Genomic DNA, 19,198 nt, shown 5'->3' with positions numbered 1-19,198 from the left:
AGGCAGCGCGCGAAGGTTAAGGCGCCGCCAAAGGCACTCCTGACAGGCCATGGCGGCGGCGATGCGGGTTAGGGCGCCAGCGCCTGCGTCAATGCCTCCGGCGTCAGCTCCGCCAGGGCGCTCTGAACCTTGAAAGCCTTCGTCTTCTCGCCGGGATTCATCACCAGGATCACCGTCTCCGTCCCCGGGCAGGCCGGATCGGCGCAGAGGATCTCGTTGACGGCGATCACCGCATTCTCCGGCAGGGCGAGCAGCGCGCGCACCTGTCGCTTCACTTCGGCCGCGGCATCTGTGCCGCCGGCCTCGCGCTTGCCCCTGCCGAACAGGCCGAAGCGCATCGCGCTCAGCCCGGCAGGGTCAGGACGCCGGCCGCCCCGTCCTCGGCGCCGAAGGCGAGCCGTTTGCCGGCCTTGTCCCAGGCGAAGGCGGTGATGCCGCTGCCGCGCTGCGCCGCGCGGACCAGCAGCTCCGAGCCGTCGACCAGACGGATCATCAGGATGCAGCCATCGTCATAGCCGACCGCGAGCACCAGCGCCTTCGGATGGAAGGCGACGCGGGTGACCTTGGCATGACGGGCGCCGCATTCGCGCGGCGCCTTGCCGGTCGGCCCCTCGCCCTGGAAGGGCCAGACGATCGCGGCATCCGCCCCGCTCGAGGCGAGCCAGAGCCCGTCATGCGACCAGGACAGCGAGCGCGGCTTCGCCGGATAGCCGGTCATGCGCATATGCGTCGGCTTGTCGCCGAGCCGCCAGCCATGCAGGGCGTTCTCCTGCATCGAGGTGACGACGAAGCGCCCGTCCGGCGACCAGGTGACGTCGAGATGCGAGCCCTTCCATTCCAGGAATTCCGGCTTCGCCTCGGTGTTCGGATACCAGAGCGACACCCCGTTCATCTGGGCGATGGCGAGCCGGTAGCCCTTCGGCGCGAAAACCACGCCTTGCGGCGTCGAGGCGACGTCGAGCGACTTGACCTTGCCCTTGTCGTCGCGGGCATGGACCGAGCGGCCCACATTCCAGGCGATGCTGCCGGAGCTCGACAGCGTCACCGTGTCGACCCAGCGCCGCTTCGGATCGGCAGCGATCTCCGTCGGTTCGCCTTCGGAAGCCGTCGCGACCACGCGGCCGTCGTCACCGCCGCTGATCAGGCGCTCTGCATCCGAGCAGGCGCTGAGGATGCCGCCGCGATGCGCGGCGACGCTATCGGCCGCGCCGTCGCGCCAACGCAGCACCCGCCCATCGGCGAGCGCCAGCGCCAGGGTCTGCTTCAGCCAAGCGACGGCGACGACATGCTCGCCGGCTTCGACGGGAACGACATGCTCGCGCAGCGAGACGGGTTTGCTGATGGTGTCCATGGTCGCGGTCTAGCAAAATCTCGGGCGAGAGGAACCACTATCGGCGTCGACGCCCCCCGCGGCACGGTCATCCCGGATGACCACAGTTCGCTCCGGGATCCATCGGAGGGGCATCTACAATGGATCCCGGCGCTACGCCGCTCAGGCCGCGCAGGCCAGAAAACCCTCGCGCAGGGCCTTCTCGTCGAGATCGCGGCCGATGAAGACCAGCCGCGACTGCCGAGCCTCGCCTTCCTTCCAGTCGCGCTGCAGGTCGCCGTCCAGGATCATGTGCACGCCCTGGAAGACGAAGCGCCGCGGCTCGCCCTTGAAGGCGAGGATGCCCTTGGAGCGCAGGATGTTCGGCCCCTGCGCCTGGCTGAGATCGTTGATCCACGGCATGAACTTGTCGGGGTCGACATCGCCGGGAATCGTGAAGGACATGGAGCGGACGTCGTCCGCATGGTGGTGGTGATGCCCCGCTTCGAGGAAGTCGGGCTCGATGTCGAGGATGCGGTCGAGATCGAACGCGTTGCGGTCGAGCAGGTTCTCGATCGGCAGTTCGCAGCGCGTCGTCTTGTGCAGCTTGGCATAGGGGTTGATCGCGCGGATCGCGCTCTCGACCTCGGCCAGCTCCGCCTCGGTGACGAGGTCGGTCTTGTTGAGGATGATCACGTCGGCGAAGGCGATCTGGTTCTTCGCCTCCGGTGCGTCCTTGAGCCGGTCCTTCAGCCACTTGGCGTCGGTCACGGTCACCACCGCATCGAGCTTGGTGGCGTCGCCGACATCCTGGTCGACGAAGAAGGTCTGGGCGACCGGCGCGGGGTCGGCGAGACCAGTGGTCTCGACGATGATCGCGTCGAACTTGCCTTTGCGCTTCATCAGCCCGTCGAGGATGCGGATCAGGTCGCCGCGCACCGTGCAGCAGATGCAGCCATTGTTCATCTCGAACACTTCCTCGTCGGCGCCGACGACGAGGTCGCCATCGATGCCGGCCTCGCCGAACTCGTTGACGATCACGGCGAACTTCTTGCCGTGATCCTCGGTGAGGATGCGGTTGAGGAGCGTGGTCTTGCCGGCGCCGAGATAGCCGGTGAGCACCGTGACGGGAATCTTTTCGGACATGGGTCGATCCTGATTCTTTGGCCGGCGGGCAAGCACCCGGCTTCGGCTTCCATCCTCGGCCCTCATCCTGAGGAGCGAGCAGAGCTCGCGTCTCGAAGGATGCTTCCAGCGCACTAGGATCATCCTTTGAGACGCTGCTGGCGCGGCTTCTCGGGATGAGGGCTGGAGGTCAGGGCCGGCGATTAGGCCGGGCCGGCGGCGAGCGCCTTTTCGATCTGGCTTATATTGTGTTTCATCATCGCGATGTAAGTCCCGGCCGGGCCATCGCTACCCGAGAGCGCGTCCGAATAGAGCCGCCCGCCGATCCTGGCGCCGCTTTCGCGGGCGATCTGCTCGGCGAGACGCGGATTGCTGATGTTTTCGAGGAACACCGCCGGCACTTTCTGCGCCTTCACCTGCCGGATGATCCGCGCGACATCGCGGGCAGACGCCTCCGCTTCGGTCGAGACGCCCTGAGGCGCGACGAAGGCGATGCCATAGGCCTTGGAAAAATAGGCGAAGGCGTCATGCGAGGTGATCGCCTTGCGTCGGTCGGCCGGAATCCGGGCCACGACCGCGCGAATCTCGGCCTCGAGCTCATCGAGCTTCGCCAGATAGGCCGCGGCATTCGCCTCGTAGAGTGCCTTGCCAGCCGGATCGGCGGCGCTCAGCGCCTTCTGGATGTTGGCGACGTAGACCTTGGCGTTCGCGACGCTCTGCCAGGCATGCGGATCCTCGCCGCCATGGCTGTGGCCGTGGCCGTGCCCGTCATCCTGCATCTTCAGGGGCGTGATTCCGTCCGTCGCCGTCGCCAGCGTCGCCTTGGTTCCCGACGATTTCAGCAGCCGGGTCAGCCAGCCTTCGAATTTCAGCCCGTTGACCACAACGAGGCTGGCCGCAGCCATCGCCTTCGCATCGGCCGGGCTCGGCGAGTAGACATGGGCGTCGCCATCCGGCCCGACCAGCGTGGTCAGCGCGACGCGCTCGCCGCCAACCGCGCGGACGAAGTCGGCGAGGATCGAGAAGCTGGCGACGACCGCGAGCTTGCCCTCCACGGGCCTGTCCTGAGCCGATTTCTCCTGGGCGAGGACCGGCAACGACAGGCCGGCCCCGGCGACGAGGCCCGAGAGGAGGAGAAGACGGCGGTTCAACATGACGGCTCTCGCGCTATATGAAACACTATAACATTACTAGCGCTGGAGATGGGCCCGAGGCAAGAGCCGCCGCGCCAGCCCGTCCTGCGAGCCGAACAGCAGCGAGCCGAGATAGAGCGTCCCGGCGGCGAGAATGACCGCCGGTCCTGCCGGGAGATTGCTGCCGGCGGCGTAGGAAGCCACCAGCCCGGCATAACCGGAGAGGATGCCGAGGCCGGTGGCGGTGAGGATCAGCCGGGTGATGTCGGCGGTCCAGAACCGCGCAGCGGCCGCCGGCAGCATCATCAGCCCGACCGCGAGCAAGGTGCCGAGTGCGTGGAAGCCGGCGACGAGGTTGAGCACGACGAGGCCGAGGAAAGTCAGGTGGACGAAGCCGCCCGAACGACTGACCGAGCGCAGGAAGCCGGGATCGACGCATTCCATCACCAGCGGCCGGTAGACCAGCGCCAGGGTCGCGAGCGTGATGCTGGCGACGGAGGCGAGCAGCAGCAGCACCTCGTCGTCGAGCGCCAGCACATTGCCGAACAACACATGGAAGAGATCGACCGCCGAGCCGCGCAGCGAGACCAGGGTGACGCCGAGCGCCAGCGAGATCAGGTAGAACGCCGCGAGCGAGGCATCCTCCTTCAGCACGGTCAGGCGCGCCACGGCGCCCGCCGCGAGTGCGACCGCAAAGCCCGCCGCGAGCCCGCCCAGCGTCATCGCCGGCAGCGAGAAGCCGGCGACGAGATAGCCGAGCGCAGCGCCCGGCAGGATCGCATGGGCCATGGCGTCGCCGGTCAGGCTCATCCGCCGCAGCATCAGGAAGACGCCGACCGGCGCCCCCGAAAGCGAAAGCGCAACGATGCCGATCAGCGCCCGGCGCATGAAGTCGAACTCGGCGAAGGGGCCGATCAGGAGGTCGTAGAGCATCGCGTTCAGTTCAAATGCGCCGTTGTCCCGGGCGTAGCGAAGCGAAGACCCGGGACCCATTCCGGAACGTTTCAGGAATGGATCCCGGGTCTCCCTGCGGTCACCCGGGATGACCCGGTCAGAGTGTCTCGATCAAGAAGGAGATGCCGAAAGCCTACGCCGCGCAGGCCGGCGCATGGCTGTCGAAGGCCTCGACCATGTGGCGGGCCTTGAGCAGGTTGCCCGAGGTCAGGACCTCACCGGTCTGCCCCCAGGCGACGGTCTCGCGCGCCAGCAGCAGGGTCTGCGGGAAGGCGCGCTTCACCGTCTCGATATCATGCAGCACGGCGACGACCGTGCGCTTCTCGCCATGCCAGCGCTGCACCAGCTCCAGCAGATCGGCGGTGGTGCGGGCATCGATCGCGGTGAAAGGCTCGTCGAGCAGGATCAGGTCGGCATCCTGCAGCAGGAGGCGCGCGAACAAGGCGCGCTGCATCTGCCCGCCCGACAAGGTGCCGATGCTGCGGCGCTCGAAGCCGGTCAGGCCGACGGCCGCGATCGCCGCCTCGATCCGGGCCCGCTGGCCAAGACCGATGCGGCCGAAAATGCCGGCGCTGGTCCACAGCCCCATGGCGACGAGATCATAGACATGGATCGGGAAGGAGCGGTCGAGTTCGGCCGATTGCGGCAGATAGGCGAGGCGCTGGCCCTTCTGCAGCGCGATCGCGCCACCGAGCGGCGAGAGCGCCCCGGCGATGCCCTTGAGCAGGGTCGACTTGCCGGCGCCGTTGGGGCCGACGATCGCGGTCAGGCTGCCCCGCGCGATCTCGCCCGAGACATGATGCACGGCCGGATGCCGGTCATAGCCGAGCGTCAGATCGGTGAGGCGGATGGCGGGCATGACGGCGTTACTCTTCACGCGATGACTGCGAGCGTCGCCGCCCAGAGCACCACGATCGCAGCGAGCGCCAGGCCGAGCCGGCCCGCCGCCGACAGCCGCAGAAGCGACCAGCCGGGACTCTCCGAAACAGGATGGCGATGGGAATGCGCGTGGGCCATAAGGAATGATATAATGTTACGTCAGATCGATGGCAAGCGCGCCGAGGGCCGGCCCGCAACTCATGGACAGGATCTCACGCGAGCGCCTCGGCGGGTTCGCGCTCCGGTTCCGTAGCCCTAACGACCGACGGCGCCAGCCACGCCGCGACCGCGCTGCGCCCTGTCGGCGTCAGCGCATAAAGGCCGCGCTCCGAGCGCTCGAACCAGCCATAGACGTTCCGGTGCAGGATCTTCTGCGCATCGGGGCAGGACGGCTTGAGGTCGCGCGGCCGGCGCGGCGCCTCCGTCATCGCCGCGGCGCAGGCCAGCGCCTGCTGGCGATAGGCGGTCATGATCGGCTTGCGCGTGCTGCCGCCGGCGGCAGGATCGCCCTGGCGGCGCCTGTGTTCGTCGACCAGCCGGGAGCGCCGGCGCGGGTCCTTGCGGGGCGTCGGCGCCACCGGAGAGACCAGCACCTCGACCTCGCCCATCCGGCCGACACCGAGCAGGCCGAAGCCGAGGCGCCGGCAGAGATTGCGATAGCGGGGATCGCTCTCGCGCCCCTTGCCCCTGGCGGAGAGTTGCGCGGCGAGCCAGATCTCGTCGCCGGCGCTCATCCGGTCGACGCCCTGCAGGACGAGTTCGAGATTGAAGCTGAGCTTGAGTTCGCCGATCACGACGACCGGTGGATCCTCGCCATGCAGCGCGACGAGGTCGCAATTGCCGACCTCGCCCTTCACGCAATAGCCCAGCTCTTCCAGGAAGCGTTTGACCGGGAGGTAGAGAGACGTTTCCATGCAGCCTCCTGACCAGCGGATGATCCGATATGCCGCGCGATTGGTTTCCGAGAGGAAAACGCCAACGCGGATCACCGGGCCGAAGTCCTTGCAACCGAACCGGAGTGGGTCAGTGAATACCGAACGGGTGAGCTTCAGGACGACACGCGACGGCGTCGCGACCGAAATCGCGGCGGACGCCATCGAGATCGCCCTGCCCGGCGGGTTGAGCTTCCGGATCCTGGCCTTTGCTGGCCGCAAGGGCTCCGCGACCCTGCACATGCCGGCGGACGATCCACAGGCACCAAGCTTCGACGTGTTCTGCGTCGAACCCGGCGCTGCCAACACCGTGTTCGTCTCCGTCGAGCGGATCCAGAAGCGCCAGCTAGAAGGCTAGCCGGCGACGGTTCAGCCCGGCAGGTACTGATACAGCCAGGTCTCGGTCAGCACCTTGTCGCCGCCGCGCAGGAAGCAGCGCATCTCGACCGGATCGGTCCCCTCCACCGTCAGGTCGAACTGGGCCCGCCAATGACCGGGGACGTCGTTCGGCACCGCCTCGGCAAAGATGTAGGAGAAGCTGCCGCGTGAGCTGGAGAGCACGACCTCCGGCTTGACCCCGAACGGGATCGACTCGAGCGCCGGGCCCTTGAACTCGACCATGAACTTGCGCACGCCCTTCGGCCTCACCGTGCCGGGCTGGCCACCATTGCCCATCCGCGTCGCGACGACGCGGCCGAGCGGCGAGGGGAAGGGCTCGTCGGCGAGCCAGTGCAGGCGGTACTGGAAGCTGTAGGCGTTGCCCGCCTTCGCGGGTGCCTGCGGCACCCACATCGCAACGATGTTGTCGTGGATCTCATCGTCGGTCGGGATCTCGATCAGCTGCACCGAGCCCTTGCCCCAGTTGCCGATGGTCTCGATCCAGAGGCTCGGCCGACGCTCGTAGAACACGCCATCCATGTAATGGCCGAACTCGCGGTCGCGCTGCATCAGCCCGAAGCCACGCGGATTCTCGTCGACGAAGGCCGAGGCGATCGTCCGCGACGGGTTGTTGAGCGGGCGCCAGGCCCGCTCGCCGCTGCCGGTCCACAGGGCGAGCCCGTCGGAATCATGCACTTCCGGCCGCCAGTCGACCGCGGTCGCCTTGGCCTTCTCGGAATACCAGTACATCGAGGTCAGCGGCGCGATGCCGAGGCGCTCGACATCCCGGCGCAGGTGCAGCTCCTGCTCGATCTCCATCACCACGCCCTTGCCGCGATGCATGCGGAAGCGGAACGCGCCGGCGACGCTCGGCCCTGAGAGCAGCGCATAGACCACGACCTGTTCTGCGGCGGCCGCAGGCGTCTCAAGCCAGATATGAGTGAAGTCCGGGAACTCCTCCGCCCTGCCGGCGACAGCCGGGTCGATGGCGAGGCCGCGCGCCGACAGCCCGTACTGGTAGAGTTCGCCGATGGCGCGGAAATAGGAGGCGCCCAGAAAGGCGACCCAGTCGTTCTTCTGCCAGTCGAGCTTCTCGCCCTTGCGGCCGGGATGGCCTGAGCGGCTTTCCTGGAAACGGAAACCGGCAAAGCCTGCGCCCAGCGGCAATTGCTTCGCCGGGGAATCGGCCGGCATCTCGAAATAGCTCTCGTCATAGACGATCTCGCGCGCCTTGCCGTCTTCGAGGACATGCATGCGCACCGGCTTCTGGAAATAGCGGCCGAGGTGGAAGAAGGTCACCGGCCAGGGCGAGGGGCCGTTCGCCCAGAGCGCCAGTTCGGGCTTGAACCTGATCTTGCCATGGGCGTCGTAGTCGATCTTTTCCAGCACGTCGGGCTTGGGATTGGGCGGGGCCACATAGGGCTTGCCGGCGAGATCGCGGGCCCGCGCCTTCAGCCCCTCGAAGCTGAACGCCTCGGCGGCGGCGAGCTTCAGGCCCTGCTGCGCCAGAGCCTTGGGCGCAAAGCCGAGCGCTGCCAGCGCGGCCGTTCCAGCCGCCCCCGACAGGAGCAGGCGACGGTCGATCGAAGGCGGGTTCGGCTTCTGCGAAGGCATCGGGTAAGCGCTCCGTGGCGGCGGGAGAGGATGTGCAGATGGTGTGCCCCGGCTAGCCTGTCCAGCCGGTGAGGGCAATCTCCGGCTCATTCTGTCCGGAGCAGGGCGAAAATCGCGCCGCAAGCGGGCATTCCATCGCCTTAGCCCTTTGGCCCGGCTTCCCTTTCCGCCGCCAAGCGTCCTACAAATGCCGAAGCCCGGCTCGCAGAAGCGCGGGAACCAATTCGGGAGGAACCATGAAGACGCTCTTCAGCGGCCGTAGCCTGGCCGGTATCGCCACCGCTTTCGTCATCGCCGCCGCGCCGGGAGCCGCCCGCGCGCAGGAATTCATCAACGTGCTGACCGGCGGCACCTCCGGCGTCTACTACCCGCTCGGCGTCGCGCTCTCGAAGATCTATGGCGAGAAGGTCCCGAATGTCCGCCCGACCGTGCAGGCGACCAAGGCCTCCGTCGAAAACCTGCAGCTGCTCCAGCAGGGCAAGGGCGAGATCGCCTTCACCCTCGGCGATTCCCTCGATGCCGCCTGGAAGGGCGACGAGGAAGCCGGCTTCAAGGCGCCGCTGAAGAAGCTGCGCGGCATCACCGCGATCTATCCGAACTACATCCAGATCGTCGCCTCGAAGGATAGCGGCATCAAGACGCTCGCCGACCTCAAGGGCAAGCGCCTCTCGGTCGGCGCGCCGAAATCCGGTACCGAGCTCAATGCCCGCGCCATCCTCGCCGCCGCCGGCATGTCCTACAAGGACCTCGGCAAGGTCGAGTACCTGCCCTTCGCCGAATCCGTCGAGCTGATGAAGAACCGCCAGCTCGACGCGACGCTACAATCGGCCGGCCTCGGCGTCGCCTCGCTGCGCGATCTCGCGACCTCGGTCGAGATCACAGTGGTCGAGGTGCCGGCCGCCGTCGTCGACAAGGCCGGCCCGCCCTTCGTCAAGGTCGCGATCCCGGCCAACACCTATAACGGCCAGACCGCCGCAGTGCCGGCCGCCGCCGTGGTCAACTACCTCGCGACCCATGAAGGCATGAAGGAGGAGACGGTCTACCAGATGACCAAGGCCATCTTCGAGAACCTGCCGGATCTCGCCGCCGCCCATGCCGCCGCGCGCTCGATCAAGCTCGAGAACGCGCTCGACGGCATGCCGCTGCCGCTGCACCCCGGCGCAGCGCGCTATTTCAAGGAAAAGGGCCTGAAGGCCGGCTCCTGAGCCGCTGCGACGGCGACGAACCAGGCGAGGCCGGCATCCGGCCTCGCCTTTTTTGACGGAACGAACAGGCAAGATCGCGCCACGAGCGCGGCGGTGAGCGGGAAACAGCCGATGAGCACGCAGGACAGCAGGCCCCTGGCCGTACCGGATGTCGCCGGAAGCCCGCAGGCCGCCCCTTACGACCCCGAGCACGGCCTGCCGGCGACCTTCGGCGAAGGCTGGAAAGGCCGCCTGCTGTTCTGGATCGCCGTTGCCTTCTCCGCCTTTCAGATCGTCACCGCCTTCGGCATCCCGCTCGACTTCCGGATCGTTCCGGCGATCTCCTGGCTGACCCCGATCATGGCGATCCGGATCGCCTTCGTGCTCTGGCTCGGTTGGATCCTGCTCGGCGCCGCCCGCGGCCGCCCGAACATCGAGGCGATCCTCGCCTTCCTCGCCTTGTTTGGCGCCTTCGAGCTCGTCACGCTCTACACCGGCACCCTGCCGAACCAGGTGCTGCGCACGCTGCATGTCGGCTTCCTCTGCCTGACCGCCTGCGGCCTGCTCGCCAATGCCGACGAGACCTCTCCGCCCGCCCGAGCCTTCTGGTGGGCGGTCGGTGTGGTCGGCTTCGCGGTCGGGCTCTACCATTGGTGGAACTATAACGAGCTGGTGAACCGCGCCGGCGAGCTGACCCATGCCGACATGGTCGTCGGCATCGGCGCGCTCATCGTGCTCTTCCTCCTGGTCTGGCGGGCCATGGGCATCGCCCTGCCGCTCGTCGCCGGCACCTTCCTGGCCTATTGCCTGTTCGGCAACTACCTGCCCGCACCCTACGACCATCGCGGCTACAGCCTGGAGCAGGTGATCGAGCAGATGGCCTTCGGTACCGAGGGCCTCTACGCCACGCCGACCGCCGTCTCCGCCACCTTCATCTTCCTGTTCATCCTGTTCGGCGCCTTCATGGAGCGCGCCGGCGTCATCGACTTCTTCAACGACATCTCGATGGCCGTGTTCGGCGGCAAGCAGGGCGGCCCCGGCAAGGTCTGCGTCGCCTCCTCCGCCCTGATGGGCACTGTCTCGGGCTCCGGCGTCGCCAATGTCGTCGCCTCCGGGCAGTTCACCATCCCGCTGATGAAGCGCTCCGGCTTCAACGGCGCCTTCGCGGGCGGCGTCGAGGCGACCTCCTCGATGGGTGGCCAGATCATGCCGCCGGTGATGGGCGCCGTCGCCTTCATCATGGCCGAGACCATCGACGTGCCCTATGCCAAGATCGTCGAGGCCGCGATCATCCCGGCTCTGCTCTATTTCGCCGCCTGCTACTGGGCGGTGCATCTGGAAGCCGGCAAGCTCGGCCTGCACGGCCTGCCGAAATCCCAGCTGCCGAGCGCCCGCGCCGAGATCCGCAAGAACTGGTACCTGATTGCGCCCCTGATGGTGCTGGTCTACCTGCTCTTCGCCGGCTTCACCCCGCTCTTCGCCGGCGCGATCGGGCTTGCGCTGACGGTCGCGCTGATCCTCGCTCTCGCGATCTCAGCTGGGCTCACCACATCCGCCCTGCGCATCGTCTTCTGGGTCGGCTTCGCGCTGATCTCCGCGGCGTCGATGACGATCAGCATGGCGACCGTGCTGATGGTCGTGCTCGTCCTCGTGCTCTGGAACGTGCTGCGCGGCGGCTCGGGTCGCGCGGTCCTGGAATCCTGCGTCGCGGCGCTGGCCGACGGCGCCCGTCAGGCCCTTCCGGTCGGCCTCGCCTGCGCGCTGGTCGGCATCGTCATCGGCACCATGACCCTGACCGGCATCGGCACGATCTTCGGCTCCTGGCTGATCGGCATCGGCAAGCACTCGATGTTCCTGGCGCTGGTTCTGACCATGATCTTCAGCCTGATCCTCGGCATGGGCATCCCGACCATCCCGAACTACATCATCACCTCCTCGCTCGCCGCGCCGATCCTGCTGCAGCTCGACGTGCCGCTGATCGTCAGCCACATGTTCGTCTTCTATTTCGGCATCATGGCCGACCTGACACCGCCGGTCGCGCTCGCAGCCTTCGCTGCCGCGCCGATGGCCAAGGTCTCCGGCATGAAGATCGGCGTGCAGGCGGTGAAGATCGCGCTGCCAGGCTTCGTCGTGCCCTATATGGCGGTCTACGACCCGACGCTGATGCTGCAGCCGGTAGCCGGCCTCTCTGGCGCCGGCTACTGGCTCGCCGTCGCCTACATCGTGATCAAGGCGACGCTCGCCATGGTGCTCTGGGGCACGGCCTTCGTCGGCTATCTCGTGCGGCCGCTGACGCTCTGGGAGCGCGTGCTCGCCGCCCTGGCGGCCGGACTGCTCGTCGCGGCCGTCCCGATCACCGACGAGATTGGCTTTGCGCTGGCGGCTGCGATCATCGCCCAGCATGTCTGGCGCGCACGCATGGCAGGGCGGCAGGCGGCGTGATCTGCCTCGCCGCCGGGGCGCTGCTCATCCCGCTCGGCGCCGCCGAGATCACCCTCGCCTGGCGTCATTCGGTCGAGAAGACGCTTTGGGAAGAGCTCTGGCAGGAGAGCCCGGACGGGCTCGTCCTCGCCGAGGCGCGGGTTCAGGGCTCGGGCGCCGGCATGGACCCGCCGGAAGGGGCGAGGTTGGAAGGCGGCTTCTGGCGCTGGCGGCCAAAGCTGCCGGGGCTGCGAGAGGTCGTGATGCGGCGTTCCGGCGCCACGGCCGACTGGCGCGTCTGCGTCGCGAATTCCTGCCGTGCGATGGCGGAGCTGGTTCCGGCCGAGGCCGACCCGGTGGTGCTGAAGCCCTGCCCGTGAGGGCTCAGCTGCGGGTGGTGAGGCGCTCGACCTTCACCACGCGGCGCATGAAGACGAGCATCCCATAGGCGGCAAAGCCCGAAAACAGCACCATCAGCACATAGGCGACGACGTGGCCGAGCTCGAACATGCCGGCAAGCGCCCAGCCCGAAGCGAGGGCCACGCCGAAGAGCTCGACCCCGATCAGAATCGCCAACGAGATCACCAGGATCATGTTGCGCCAGTTGGTACGCCCTGCGGCCATGCTTCCATTCCTCGGACCCATGCGAAGACCGCCTAGCCTAGGCGGCGCCGGCATGCAACAAAATCGCGCCCGATCGGCAAATGGTCACCGCTACCCCGAATGAAAAGAGCCTGATGCCTGACTCTCCCGTCTTCGCCAGCGCGGCGGTCGCCGCTCCCCACCATCTCGCTTCGCAGGCTGGCAGGGCGATCCTTGCCGAAGGCGGCAACGCCATCGAGGCCATGGTCGCCATGGCGGCGACCATTTCGGTGGTCTACCCGCATATGAACGCCATCGGCGGCGACGGCTTCTGGCTGGTGCACGAGCCCGGTGGCAAGGTCCACGCCATCGAGGCCTGCGGCGGCGCCGGATCGCTCGCGACGATCGAGCGCTACCGCGAGAAGGGCTACGACATCTTGCCCTCCCGTGGCGCCGATGCGGCGATCACGGTCGCCGGCGCGATCGGCGGCTGGCAGGCGGCGCTCGCGCTCGCGCAGAGCCTCGGCGGCCGCCTCCCGCTGAAGGACCTTCTGGCCGACGCCATCCGCCATTGCACCGAGGGCTATGACATCTCGGCGTCCGAGCTTCGCACCTGGCCGCAGGAGGTCGATGCGGTGAAGGCCGCGCCGGGCTTCAGCGATTTCTTCTGGCCGGGTGGCGAGCGCCCCAAGGCTGGCGACCGGCGCAAGCCCCGGGCGCTCGGCGCGACCTTCGAGCAACTGGCCCATGCCGGGCTCGACGATTTCTACCGCGGCGATATCGGCCGCGAGCTCGCCGACGACCTCGAGCGCCTCGGCGCGCCGATCACTCGCGCCGATCTCGAGGCCTTCCGCGCACGCGCGGTCCAGCCGCTGTCGCTGAAACTGCCGGGGCTGACCGCCTACAACTTCCCGCCGCCGACACAAGGACTGGCGGCGCTCCTGATCCTCGGCATATTCGAGAAGCTCGGCGTCGCCCGGGCCGAAGGCTTCGACCATCATCACGGGCTGGTCGAGGCAGTGAAGCGCGCGCTGGCGCTGCGCGACCAGGTGATCACCGACCCCGCCTTCATGACCACCGATCCGGCGAGCCTGCTGAGCGAGGCGGTCCTTGCCCGCGAGGCGCAGAAGATCGACCGCAAGCGCGCCGCGAGCTGGCCGTTCCGGCCCGGCGAGGGCGACACCGTCTGGATGGGCGCGATCGACGGCTCCGGCCTCGCCGTCTCCTATATCCAGTCGATCTACTGGGAATACGGCTCGGGCTGCATCCTGCCGAGAACCGGCATCAACTGGCAGAATCGCGGCCTCGCCTTCTCGCTCGACGCCAAGGCGCTGAACCCGCTGACCCCGGGCCGCAAGCCCTTCCATACGCTCAACCCGCCGCTGGCGCGCTTCGACGACGGCCGGATCATGAGCTATGGCGCGATGGGCGGCGACGGCCAGCCGCAGTTCCAGGCCCAGATCCTGTCGCGCTACCGCTTCGGCCAGAGCGTCGCCGACGCCGTCGACGCGCCGCGCTGGCTCTTCGGCCGGACCTGGGGCGCCGGCTCGATCTCGCTCAAGCTGGAAAGCCGCTTCGACCCGATGCTGCTGGCGAGGCTGACCGCCGCCGGGCACCCGGTCGAGGAATACAGCGAGGCCTATTCCGACCAGTTCGGCCATGCCGGCATGCTGGTGAAGCACCAGAAGGGTCATGTCGAGGCCACGCATGACCCGCGTTCCGACGGTGATGCCAGAGGGATCTGACAGGCCATGATCGAGGACGATCCGTTCCGCTGCTTCGTTCCCTATCCGCCGGCGCCGGTGAAGCACGCCTCCTCCGGCCCGCTCGCGGGCCTGACCCTGGCGGTCAAGGACCTGTTCGACATCAAGGGCTACCCGACCGGAGCGGGCTCACCGACCGTGCTGGCGCAGTCCGGCGTCAAGACCCGCACGGCCCCGGTGGTGAAGGCGCTGCTCGATGCCGGCGCCCGCTTCGTCGGCAAGACCCATACCGACGAGCTCGCCTTCTCGCTCAACGGCAAGAACGCGCATTTCGGCTCCCCCGTGAATCCGGCAGCGCCGGAGCGGATCACCGGAGGCTCCTCCTCCGGCTCGATGGCGGCGGTCGCCGGGCGCCTCGCCGACATCGCGCTCGGCTCCGACACCGGCGGCTCGGTGCGCGCGCCGGCGAGCTATGGCGGGCTGTTCGGCATCCGCCCCAGCCATGGCCGCCTCTCGCTGAAGCGGACCTGGCCCCTGGCCGAGAGCTTCGATACCGCCGGCTTCTTCGCCCGTGACGGCGAGACCTTCGCCCGTGTCGCCAATGTCCTGTTCGGCAAGGACCGCACGACCCTTCCGGAACGGCCGCGGCTGCTGCTTGCCGACGACCTCTTCGCCCAGGCCGTACCGGAGGCCGAGCGCATCCTGCGCAATGCGGTCCAGCGCTTCGTGCCGCTGCTCGGCCAGCCCGAAAACGTCCGGGCCGTGCGCGACATGGACGCGCTCTACTGGGCCTTTCGCTGGCTCCAGGGCCGCGAGGCCTGGACGGCCGATGGGCCGATGATCGAGCGCTTCGCCCCACCGCTCGGCCCGGGCGTCGCCGAGCGCTTCGCCTTCGGCCGCTCGGTCAGCGACGCCGAGGTCGCGCGCGGCGACACCGTCCGCCGCAACTTCCGCGCCAAGCTCGCCAAGCTGCTCGGCCAGGACGGCGTGCTGCTGCTGCCGACCGTGCCGGACATCGCGCCTTTGGTCAGCGCCGGCGAGAGCGAGCTCGATGATTTCCGCAACCGGGCCCTGCGTCTGCTCTGCCTTGCCGGGCTTTCGGGTTTCCCGCAGATTTCGATTCCGGTCGCCTATCGCGACGATGCCCCGCTCGGGCTGTCGGTGATCGGGCCCAGGGGCTCGGACAAGTCCCTGGTCGTCTTCGCGGTGAGGATCGAGCGGGCTGCCAGGATCAGGTTGGCGTGACGATCAGACGGGCATGAGGAGGAGGCGGCGATGAGCGGCCATGACCACCATCATCACCACGATCATGACCACGAGCACGACAATCATTTCACGCCGATCGAGGCGCGGGTGAAGGCCTTGGAATCGCTGCTGGTCGAAAAGGGCTATGTCGACCCGGCGGCGCTCGACGCCATCGTCGAGACCTATGAGACCAAGGTCGGCCCGCGCAACGGCGCTCGCGTCGTCGCCAAGGCATGGAGCGACGCTGCCTATGCGCAGCGCCTGAAGCAGGACGGCACCGCCGCCGTGGCCGAACTCGGCTATGGCGGGCGCGGCGGCGAGCACATCGTCGCGGTGTTCAACACGCCGGAGGAGCACAACCTCATCGTCTGCACCCTGTGCTCCTGCTATCCTTGGCCGGTGCTCGGCCTGCCGCCGGTCTGGTACAAGTCGCCGCCCTACCGCGCCAAGGCGGTGATCGACCCGCGCGGCACCCTCGCCGATTTCGGCGTCACCCTGCCCGAGGGCCAGCGCATCCGGGTCTGGGATTCGACCGCCGAGACCCGCTTCATCGTCGTGCCGCAGCGCCCGGCAGGCACCGAGGGCTGGTCCGAGGACGAACTGGCGGAGATCGTCACGCGCGATTCGATGATCGGCGTCGGCCTGCTGCAGGCGGGAGCGCGGTCATGAACGGCGGGCAGGATCTCGGCGGCCAGATGGGCTTCGGCCCGGTTCTCCCCGAGCCGAACGAACCGATCTTCCACGCCGATTGGGAAGCGCGGATGCTGGCGCTCAACGTCGCCGCCGGCGCCATGGGACACTGGACGATCGACGAGATCCGCCATGCGCGCGAGGCGATCCCGCCGGCCGACTACCTGTCCCTCACCTATTACGAGATCTGGTACGAGGGCCTGCGCACCGTGCTGCAGCGGCACGGCTTCGCGACCCCTGCCGAACTCGACAGCGGCGCCTCCGGCGGCACCGGCACCACGCCGAAGCGGGTCCTGAAAGGGACCGATGTCCCCGCAGTGCTGCGCCGCGGCTTTCCTTATGAGCGCGAAGCGGCCGCCCCGGCGCGCTTCAAGGTCGGCGACAAGGTCCGCACCATCGTCATGCACCCACAGCACCATACTCGCCTGCCGCGCTATGCCCGCGGCAAGCAGGGCGTGATCGAGCGCGTCACCGGCTGCCATGTCTTCCCGGACACCGGCGCCCATGGCGCGCCCGAGACGGCGCAATGGCTCTATACGGTCGTCTTCACCGGCCCCGAGCTCTGGGGTCGCGATGCCGATCCCAATTCCAGCGTCAGCATCGAAGCCTGGGAAAGCTATCTTGAGCCGGCCTGAGCACGATCTCGCGGCGGCGCTCGCCGCCGATACGCCGATCCCGCGCGACGCCGAGGGGCCGATCTTCGCCGAGCCCTGGCAGGCGCAGGCCTTCGCTTTGGTCGTCGCCCTGCAGAATCGCGGCATCTTCACCGCCGATGAATGGGCGCAGGCGCTCGGCGCCGAGATTCGCGAGGCGCTCGCTGCCGGCGGCTGCCGCGATGGCTCCGATTACTACGAGCGCTGGTGCGAGGCGCTCGAGCATCTGCTGATCGAGAAGGGCCTGGCGAGCCATGAGGGCGTCGACGCCCGCAGCGCCGCCTGGGAGCGGGCCGCAGAGGCGACCCCGCACGGCAAGCCGATCCTGCTGGAGAACGACCCGCAACGCTGAGGCCGACGCCGTTCTTCACCGTCGCATCGCCGTATTGCCGGCCCGGCACGAGGCCGGAGCTTCGCAGAACCGCTTCGCGCGACGAAGCGAAAACGGGAGGGACGCAGCATGAAGACGGTTCTCGCCGGCCTGACCGCCCTGGCCGCGGCGGCCCTGTCCATTCCGGCCACGAGCCCTCCGGCCCATGCCGCCGACCCGGCCCTCAGCACGCTGATCCCGAAGCTGACCCGCGGCACGCAATGGACGCAAAAGGCGGCGGTCGAGCTGCAGTTCCCGACGCACCACCCCCAGGGCATGGTCAAGATCGGCGACGCCTTCTTCATCTCCTCGGTCGAGATCACGAAGCCGACCACCCGCTATCCCACCCCGCAGGACGGCTATGACCGCGATACCGGCGAAGGCACCGGCCATCTCTTCAAGGTCGATGCGCAGGGCAAGCTGCTCGCCAGCATCACCCTCGGCGAAGGCTCGATCTATCATCCCGGCGGCATCGACTTCGACGGCAAGGACATCTGGGTCCCCGTCGCCGAATACCGGCCGAACAGCCAGTCGATCGTCTACAGGGTCGACCCGGCGACACTGAAGGCGACCGAGGTCTTCCGCTTCAAGGACCATGTCGGCGGCATCGTCCACAACACCGACGACAAGTCGCTGCACGGCGTCAGCTGGGGCTCGCGCCGCTTCTACAAATGGCCTCTCGACGGCGAGGGCAGGGTAACCAATGCGGCGACGGCGCCCGAAGCGCTGCGCGTCGCCAATCCCGCGCTCTACATCGACTATCAGGACTGCCACTATATCGGCATGAGCCGGATGCTCTGCTCGGGCCTCAACGCCTACCGGACGACGAAGGACGGCCCGGTCTTCCGCCTCGGCGGGCTCGAGATCGTCGACCTCAAGGACAACAGGCCGGTCTATCAGGTGCCGGTCGAGCTCTGGTCGCCAACCTCAGGGCTGCCGATGACGCAGAACCCGTTCTGGGTCGAGCCCACGGCCGAAGGCGTGCGCGCCTATTTCATGCCGGACGACGACAAGTCGACCCTCTTCACCTTCGAGGCGGCGGTGAAGTAGGTCTGATTTCACGCCGCCTGTTTCGTCATGGTCGGGCTTGTCCCGGCCATCCCCGTCTTCCCTCGCCACGCGCAGCGTTCAAGGCGTGGATGCTCGCCACAAGGGCGAGCATGACGGTGTGATCAGCTCCCCTGCCCGGCCGCCCAGAGGCCGAAGAGCAGCGCGGCGCCGAGCACGGCGACAAAGGCCGCCGCCAGCACTTCGAGCCCGGCGATGATGCGCGCGCCCGCGAGCGAACCGCCGCCGGCGAGACGCAGCGCCGCGAACTTGAAGAACACCGCGAGCGCCGCCAGCGCCCCGGTGGTCAGCGCGGTGCCGAGCGCCATTGCGAAGGTCGCCGCGATGCCGGCCCAGAGCAGGCCTTGCGCATTGGCGAAGACGAGGATGATCAGCGCCCCCGCGCAAGGCCGCAGCCCGGCCGCCAGCACGACGCCCGCCATCTCGCGGAAGGAGCGCAGGCGTGAGATCTCGTCCGGCTCGGGCATGTGGACATGGTCGCAGGATGCCGCGTCATGCGCCGCGCCGCCGCCGAGCGCGACGAAGCTGCCGGCCTTGCGCCAGAGCACGTAGAGCCCCACCAGCGCGACCAGCGCGAAGCTGCCCTGCTCGATCACCGAGGTGGTCGCCGCCATGGTCTTCGCCGTCGCGTTCAGCGCGAGGGTGAGGGTCCCGACCAGCCCGATCGCGACCAGCGCCTGGACGAGCGCCGCCGCGAAGCTCAAGGCGAGGCCGCGCCGCAGGCTGCGATTATCGGCGACGATATAGCCCGAGATCACTGCCTTGCCGTGGCCGGGGCCGGCGGCATGGAAGACGCCATAGCCGAAGGCGAGGCCGAGCAGCGCCGGCAGGGCGGCCGGCGACTGCGCGATCGCCTTCAGCGTCGCGGTGAGCTCGCGATAGAAGCTCGACTGCCAGGCGAGGATGACCGCGCCGAGGCCCGAGGTCGCCGGCAGCGCCTCGCGCGGCAGCGCCGTAC

21 protein-coding genes are annotated in these 19,198 nt (G+C 68.2%); 10 read left to right on the top strand and 11 right to left on the bottom strand.

The genetic code is table 11. From position 1 onward, the window contains the following. Positions 1-68: 68 nt before the first annotated feature. The 8 genes from RKE40_RS10885 to RKE40_RS10850 all read right to left on the bottom strand — a co-directional run bounded on the left by RKE40_RS10885 (position 69) and on the right by RKE40_RS10850 (position 6,314). Entirely contained in the window at positions 69-338 is a 270-nt protein-coding gene (locus RKE40_RS10885; RefSeq protein ID WP_316018263.1) for a hypothetical protein, read from the bottom strand. Positions 339-343: 5 nt separating this feature from the next. Continuing rightward, positions 344-1,351, bottom strand: a complete 1,008-nt coding sequence (locus RKE40_RS10880) for a WD40 repeat domain-containing protein (protein WP_316018262.1) — start codon at positions 1,349-1,351, stop codon at positions 344-346. A gap of 141 nt (positions 1,352-1,492) precedes the next feature. Further along, positions 1,493-2,455, bottom strand: coding sequence for a CobW family GTP-binding protein (locus tag RKE40_RS10875; protein WP_316018261.1), 963 nt, complete (start codon positions 2,453-2,455; stop codon positions 1,493-1,495). 182 nt (positions 2,456-2,637) lie between these two features. Beyond that, the gene (locus RKE40_RS10870; protein ID WP_316018260.1) at positions 2,638-3,588 is read right to left on the bottom strand and encodes a metal ABC transporter substrate-binding protein; all 951 of its coding nucleotides are present in this window, start codon (positions 3,586-3,588) and stop codon (positions 2,638-2,640) included. Positions 3,589-3,624: 36 nt separating this feature from the next. Continuing rightward, entirely contained in the window at positions 3,625-4,500 is an 876-nt protein-coding gene (locus RKE40_RS10865) for a metal ABC transporter permease (protein ID WP_316018259.1), read from the bottom strand. Between the two features lie 154 nt (positions 4,501-4,654). Then, the gene (gene aztA, locus RKE40_RS10860; RefSeq protein WP_316018258.1) at positions 4,655-5,380 is read right to left on the bottom strand and encodes a zinc ABC transporter ATP-binding protein AztA; all 726 of its coding nucleotides are present in this window, start codon (positions 5,378-5,380) and stop codon (positions 4,655-4,657) included. Between the two features lie 14 nt (positions 5,381-5,394). Then, complete coding sequence (locus tag RKE40_RS10855) at positions 5,395-5,538, bottom strand: hypothetical protein (protein WP_316018257.1); 144 nt, start codon at positions 5,536-5,538, stop codon at positions 5,395-5,397. A 74-nt stretch (positions 5,539-5,612) separates the two neighbouring features. Then, complete coding sequence (locus RKE40_RS10850) at positions 5,613-6,314, bottom strand: DUF2161 domain-containing phosphodiesterase (RefSeq protein ID WP_316018256.1); 702 nt, start codon at positions 6,312-6,314, stop codon at positions 5,613-5,615. 112 nt (positions 6,315-6,426) lie between these two features. Between RKE40_RS10850 and RKE40_RS10845 the strand changes: the two genes are divergently transcribed. Then, positions 6,427-6,690 (top strand): hypothetical protein, encoded by a 264-nt coding sequence (locus tag RKE40_RS10845; RefSeq protein ID WP_316018255.1) that lies wholly within the window; start codon positions 6,427-6,429, stop codon positions 6,688-6,690. A gap of 11 nt (positions 6,691-6,701) precedes the next feature. Here the strand turns inward: RKE40_RS10845 and RKE40_RS10840 are convergent, their stop codons facing one another. Beyond that, positions 6,702-8,324, bottom strand: a complete 1,623-nt coding sequence (locus RKE40_RS10840) for an OpgD/OpgG family glucan biosynthesis protein (RefSeq protein ID WP_316018254.1) — start codon at positions 8,322-8,324, stop codon at positions 6,702-6,704. A gap of 236 nt (positions 8,325-8,560) precedes the next feature. Between RKE40_RS10840 and RKE40_RS10835 the strand changes: the two genes are divergently transcribed. From RKE40_RS10835 to RKE40_RS10825, 3 genes are all read left to right on the top strand, one after another. Next, positions 8,561-9,529 (top strand): TAXI family TRAP transporter solute-binding subunit, encoded by a 969-nt coding sequence (locus RKE40_RS10835; protein ID WP_316018253.1) that lies wholly within the window; start codon positions 8,561-8,563, stop codon positions 9,527-9,529. Between the two features lie 111 nt (positions 9,530-9,640). Next, the gene (locus RKE40_RS10830; RefSeq protein ID WP_316018252.1) at positions 9,641-11,950 is read left to right on the top strand and encodes a TRAP transporter permease; all 2,310 of its coding nucleotides are present in this window, start codon (positions 9,641-9,643) and stop codon (positions 11,948-11,950) included. After that, a complete protein-coding gene (locus tag RKE40_RS10825) occupies positions 11,947-12,309 on the top strand; it encodes a DUF1850 domain-containing protein (RefSeq protein WP_316018251.1) in 363 nt (120 codons plus the stop codon). Before RKE40_RS10830 ends, RKE40_RS10825 begins: the two co-directional genes overlap by 4 nt. Before the next feature lie 4 nt (positions 12,310-12,313). On the opposite strand, the gene RKE40_RS10820 is transcribed toward RKE40_RS10825, so the two are convergent. Next, positions 12,314-12,553, bottom strand: coding sequence for a hypothetical protein (locus RKE40_RS10820; RefSeq protein ID WP_316018250.1), 240 nt, complete (start codon positions 12,551-12,553; stop codon positions 12,314-12,316). Positions 12,554-12,666: 113 nt separating this feature from the next. Here RKE40_RS10820 and RKE40_RS10815 point away from each other — a divergent pair, with 113 nt between their 5' ends. The 6 genes from RKE40_RS10815 to RKE40_RS10790 all read left to right on the top strand — a co-directional run bounded on the left by RKE40_RS10815 (position 12,667) and on the right by RKE40_RS10790 (position 18,222). Beyond that, a complete protein-coding gene (locus tag RKE40_RS10815) occupies positions 12,667-14,256 on the top strand; it encodes a gamma-glutamyltransferase family protein (RefSeq protein WP_316018249.1) in 1,590 nt (529 codons plus the stop codon). Between the two features lie 6 nt (positions 14,257-14,262). Beyond that, positions 14,263-15,459: an amidase gene (locus RKE40_RS10810; RefSeq protein WP_316018248.1), complete on the top strand. Its 1,197-nt coding sequence runs from the start codon at positions 14,263-14,265 to the stop codon at positions 15,457-15,459. A 30-nt stretch (positions 15,460-15,489) separates the two neighbouring features. Next, entirely contained in the window at positions 15,490-16,128 is a 639-nt protein-coding gene (gene nthA, locus RKE40_RS10805; RefSeq protein WP_316018247.1) for a nitrile hydratase subunit alpha, read from the top strand. Further along, the gene (nthB, locus tag RKE40_RS10800; protein ID WP_316018246.1) at positions 16,125-16,784 is read left to right on the top strand and encodes a nitrile hydratase subunit beta; all 660 of its coding nucleotides are present in this window, start codon (positions 16,125-16,127) and stop codon (positions 16,782-16,784) included. The genes nthA and nthB overlap by 4 nt, the downstream gene beginning before the upstream one ends. Continuing rightward, entirely contained in the window at positions 16,771-17,154 is a 384-nt protein-coding gene (locus tag RKE40_RS10795) for a nitrile hydratase accessory protein (RefSeq protein WP_316018245.1), read from the top strand. Before nthB ends, RKE40_RS10795 begins: the two co-directional genes overlap by 14 nt. Before the next feature lie 108 nt (positions 17,155-17,262). Then, positions 17,263-18,222, top strand: coding sequence for a DUF6454 family protein (locus RKE40_RS10790; RefSeq protein WP_316018244.1), 960 nt, complete (start codon positions 17,263-17,265; stop codon positions 18,220-18,222). Between the two features lie 122 nt (positions 18,223-18,344). On the opposite strand, the gene RKE40_RS10785 is transcribed toward RKE40_RS10790, so the two are convergent. Then, positions 18,345-19,198: nickel/cobalt transporter (locus tag RKE40_RS10785; protein ID WP_316018243.1), on the bottom strand; the 854-nt coding region annotated here is incomplete at its 5' end.

It is taken from the genome of Allobosea rubneri (assembly GCF_032464875.1).
Taxonomy (GTDB): Bacteria; Pseudomonadota; Alphaproteobacteria; order Rhizobiales; family Beijerinckiaceae; genus Allobosea; species Allobosea rubneri.
Note: the sequence above shows the minus strand (reverse complement) of the source record. Positions and strands in the feature narration are given on the sequence as shown.

Coding starts and splice junctions, on each gene's coding strand:
- RKE40_RS10885 (WP_316018263.1), bottom strand. CDS start 338: ATGCGCTTCGGCCTGTTCGGCAGGGGCAAGCGCGAGGCCGGCGGCACA.
- RKE40_RS10880 (WP_316018262.1), bottom strand. CDS start 1,351: ATGGACACCATCAGCAAACCCGTCTCGCTGCGCGAGCATGTCGTTCCC.
- RKE40_RS10875 (WP_316018261.1), bottom strand. CDS start 2,455: ATGTCCGAAAAGATTCCCGTCACGGTGCTCACCGGCTATCTCGGCGCC.
- RKE40_RS10870 (WP_316018260.1), bottom strand. CDS start 3,588: ATGTTGAACCGCCGTCTTCTCCTCCTCTCGGGCCTCGTCGCCGGGGCC.
- RKE40_RS10865 (WP_316018259.1), bottom strand. CDS start 4,500: ATGCTCTACGACCTCCTGATCGGCCCCTTCGCCGAGTTCGACTTCATG.
- aztA (WP_316018258.1), bottom strand. CDS start 5,380: ATGCCCGCCATCCGCCTCACCGATCTGACGCTCGGCTATGACCGGCAT.
- RKE40_RS10855 (WP_316018257.1), bottom strand. CDS start 5,538: ATGGCCCACGCGCATTCCCATCGCCATCCTGTTTCGGAGAGTCCCGGC.
- RKE40_RS10850 (WP_316018256.1), bottom strand. CDS start 6,314: ATGGAAACGTCTCTCTACCTCCCGGTCAAACGCTTCCTGGAAGAGCTG.
- RKE40_RS10840 (WP_316018254.1), bottom strand. CDS start 8,324: ATGCCTTCGCAGAAGCCGAACCCGCCTTCGATCGACCGTCGCCTGCTC.
- RKE40_RS10835 (WP_316018253.1), top strand. CDS start 8,561: ATGAAGACGCTCTTCAGCGGCCGTAGCCTGGCCGGTATCGCCACCGCT.
- RKE40_RS10830 (WP_316018252.1), top strand. CDS start 9,641: ATGAGCACGCAGGACAGCAGGCCCCTGGCCGTACCGGATGTCGCCGGA.
- RKE40_RS10820 (WP_316018250.1), bottom strand. CDS start 12,553: ATGGCCGCAGGGCGTACCAACTGGCGCAACATGATCCTGGTGATCTCG.
- RKE40_RS10815 (WP_316018249.1), top strand. CDS start 12,667: ATGCCTGACTCTCCCGTCTTCGCCAGCGCGGCGGTCGCCGCTCCCCAC.
- RKE40_RS10810 (WP_316018248.1), top strand. CDS start 14,263: ATGATCGAGGACGATCCGTTCCGCTGCTTCGTTCCCTATCCGCCGGCG.
- nthA (WP_316018247.1), top strand. CDS start 15,490: ATGAGCGGCCATGACCACCATCATCACCACGATCATGACCACGAGCAC.
- nthB (WP_316018246.1), top strand. CDS start 16,125: ATGAACGGCGGGCAGGATCTCGGCGGCCAGATGGGCTTCGGCCCGGTT.
- RKE40_RS10790 (WP_316018244.1), top strand. CDS start 17,263: ATGAAGACGGTTCTCGCCGGCCTGACCGCCCTGGCCGCGGCGGCCCTG.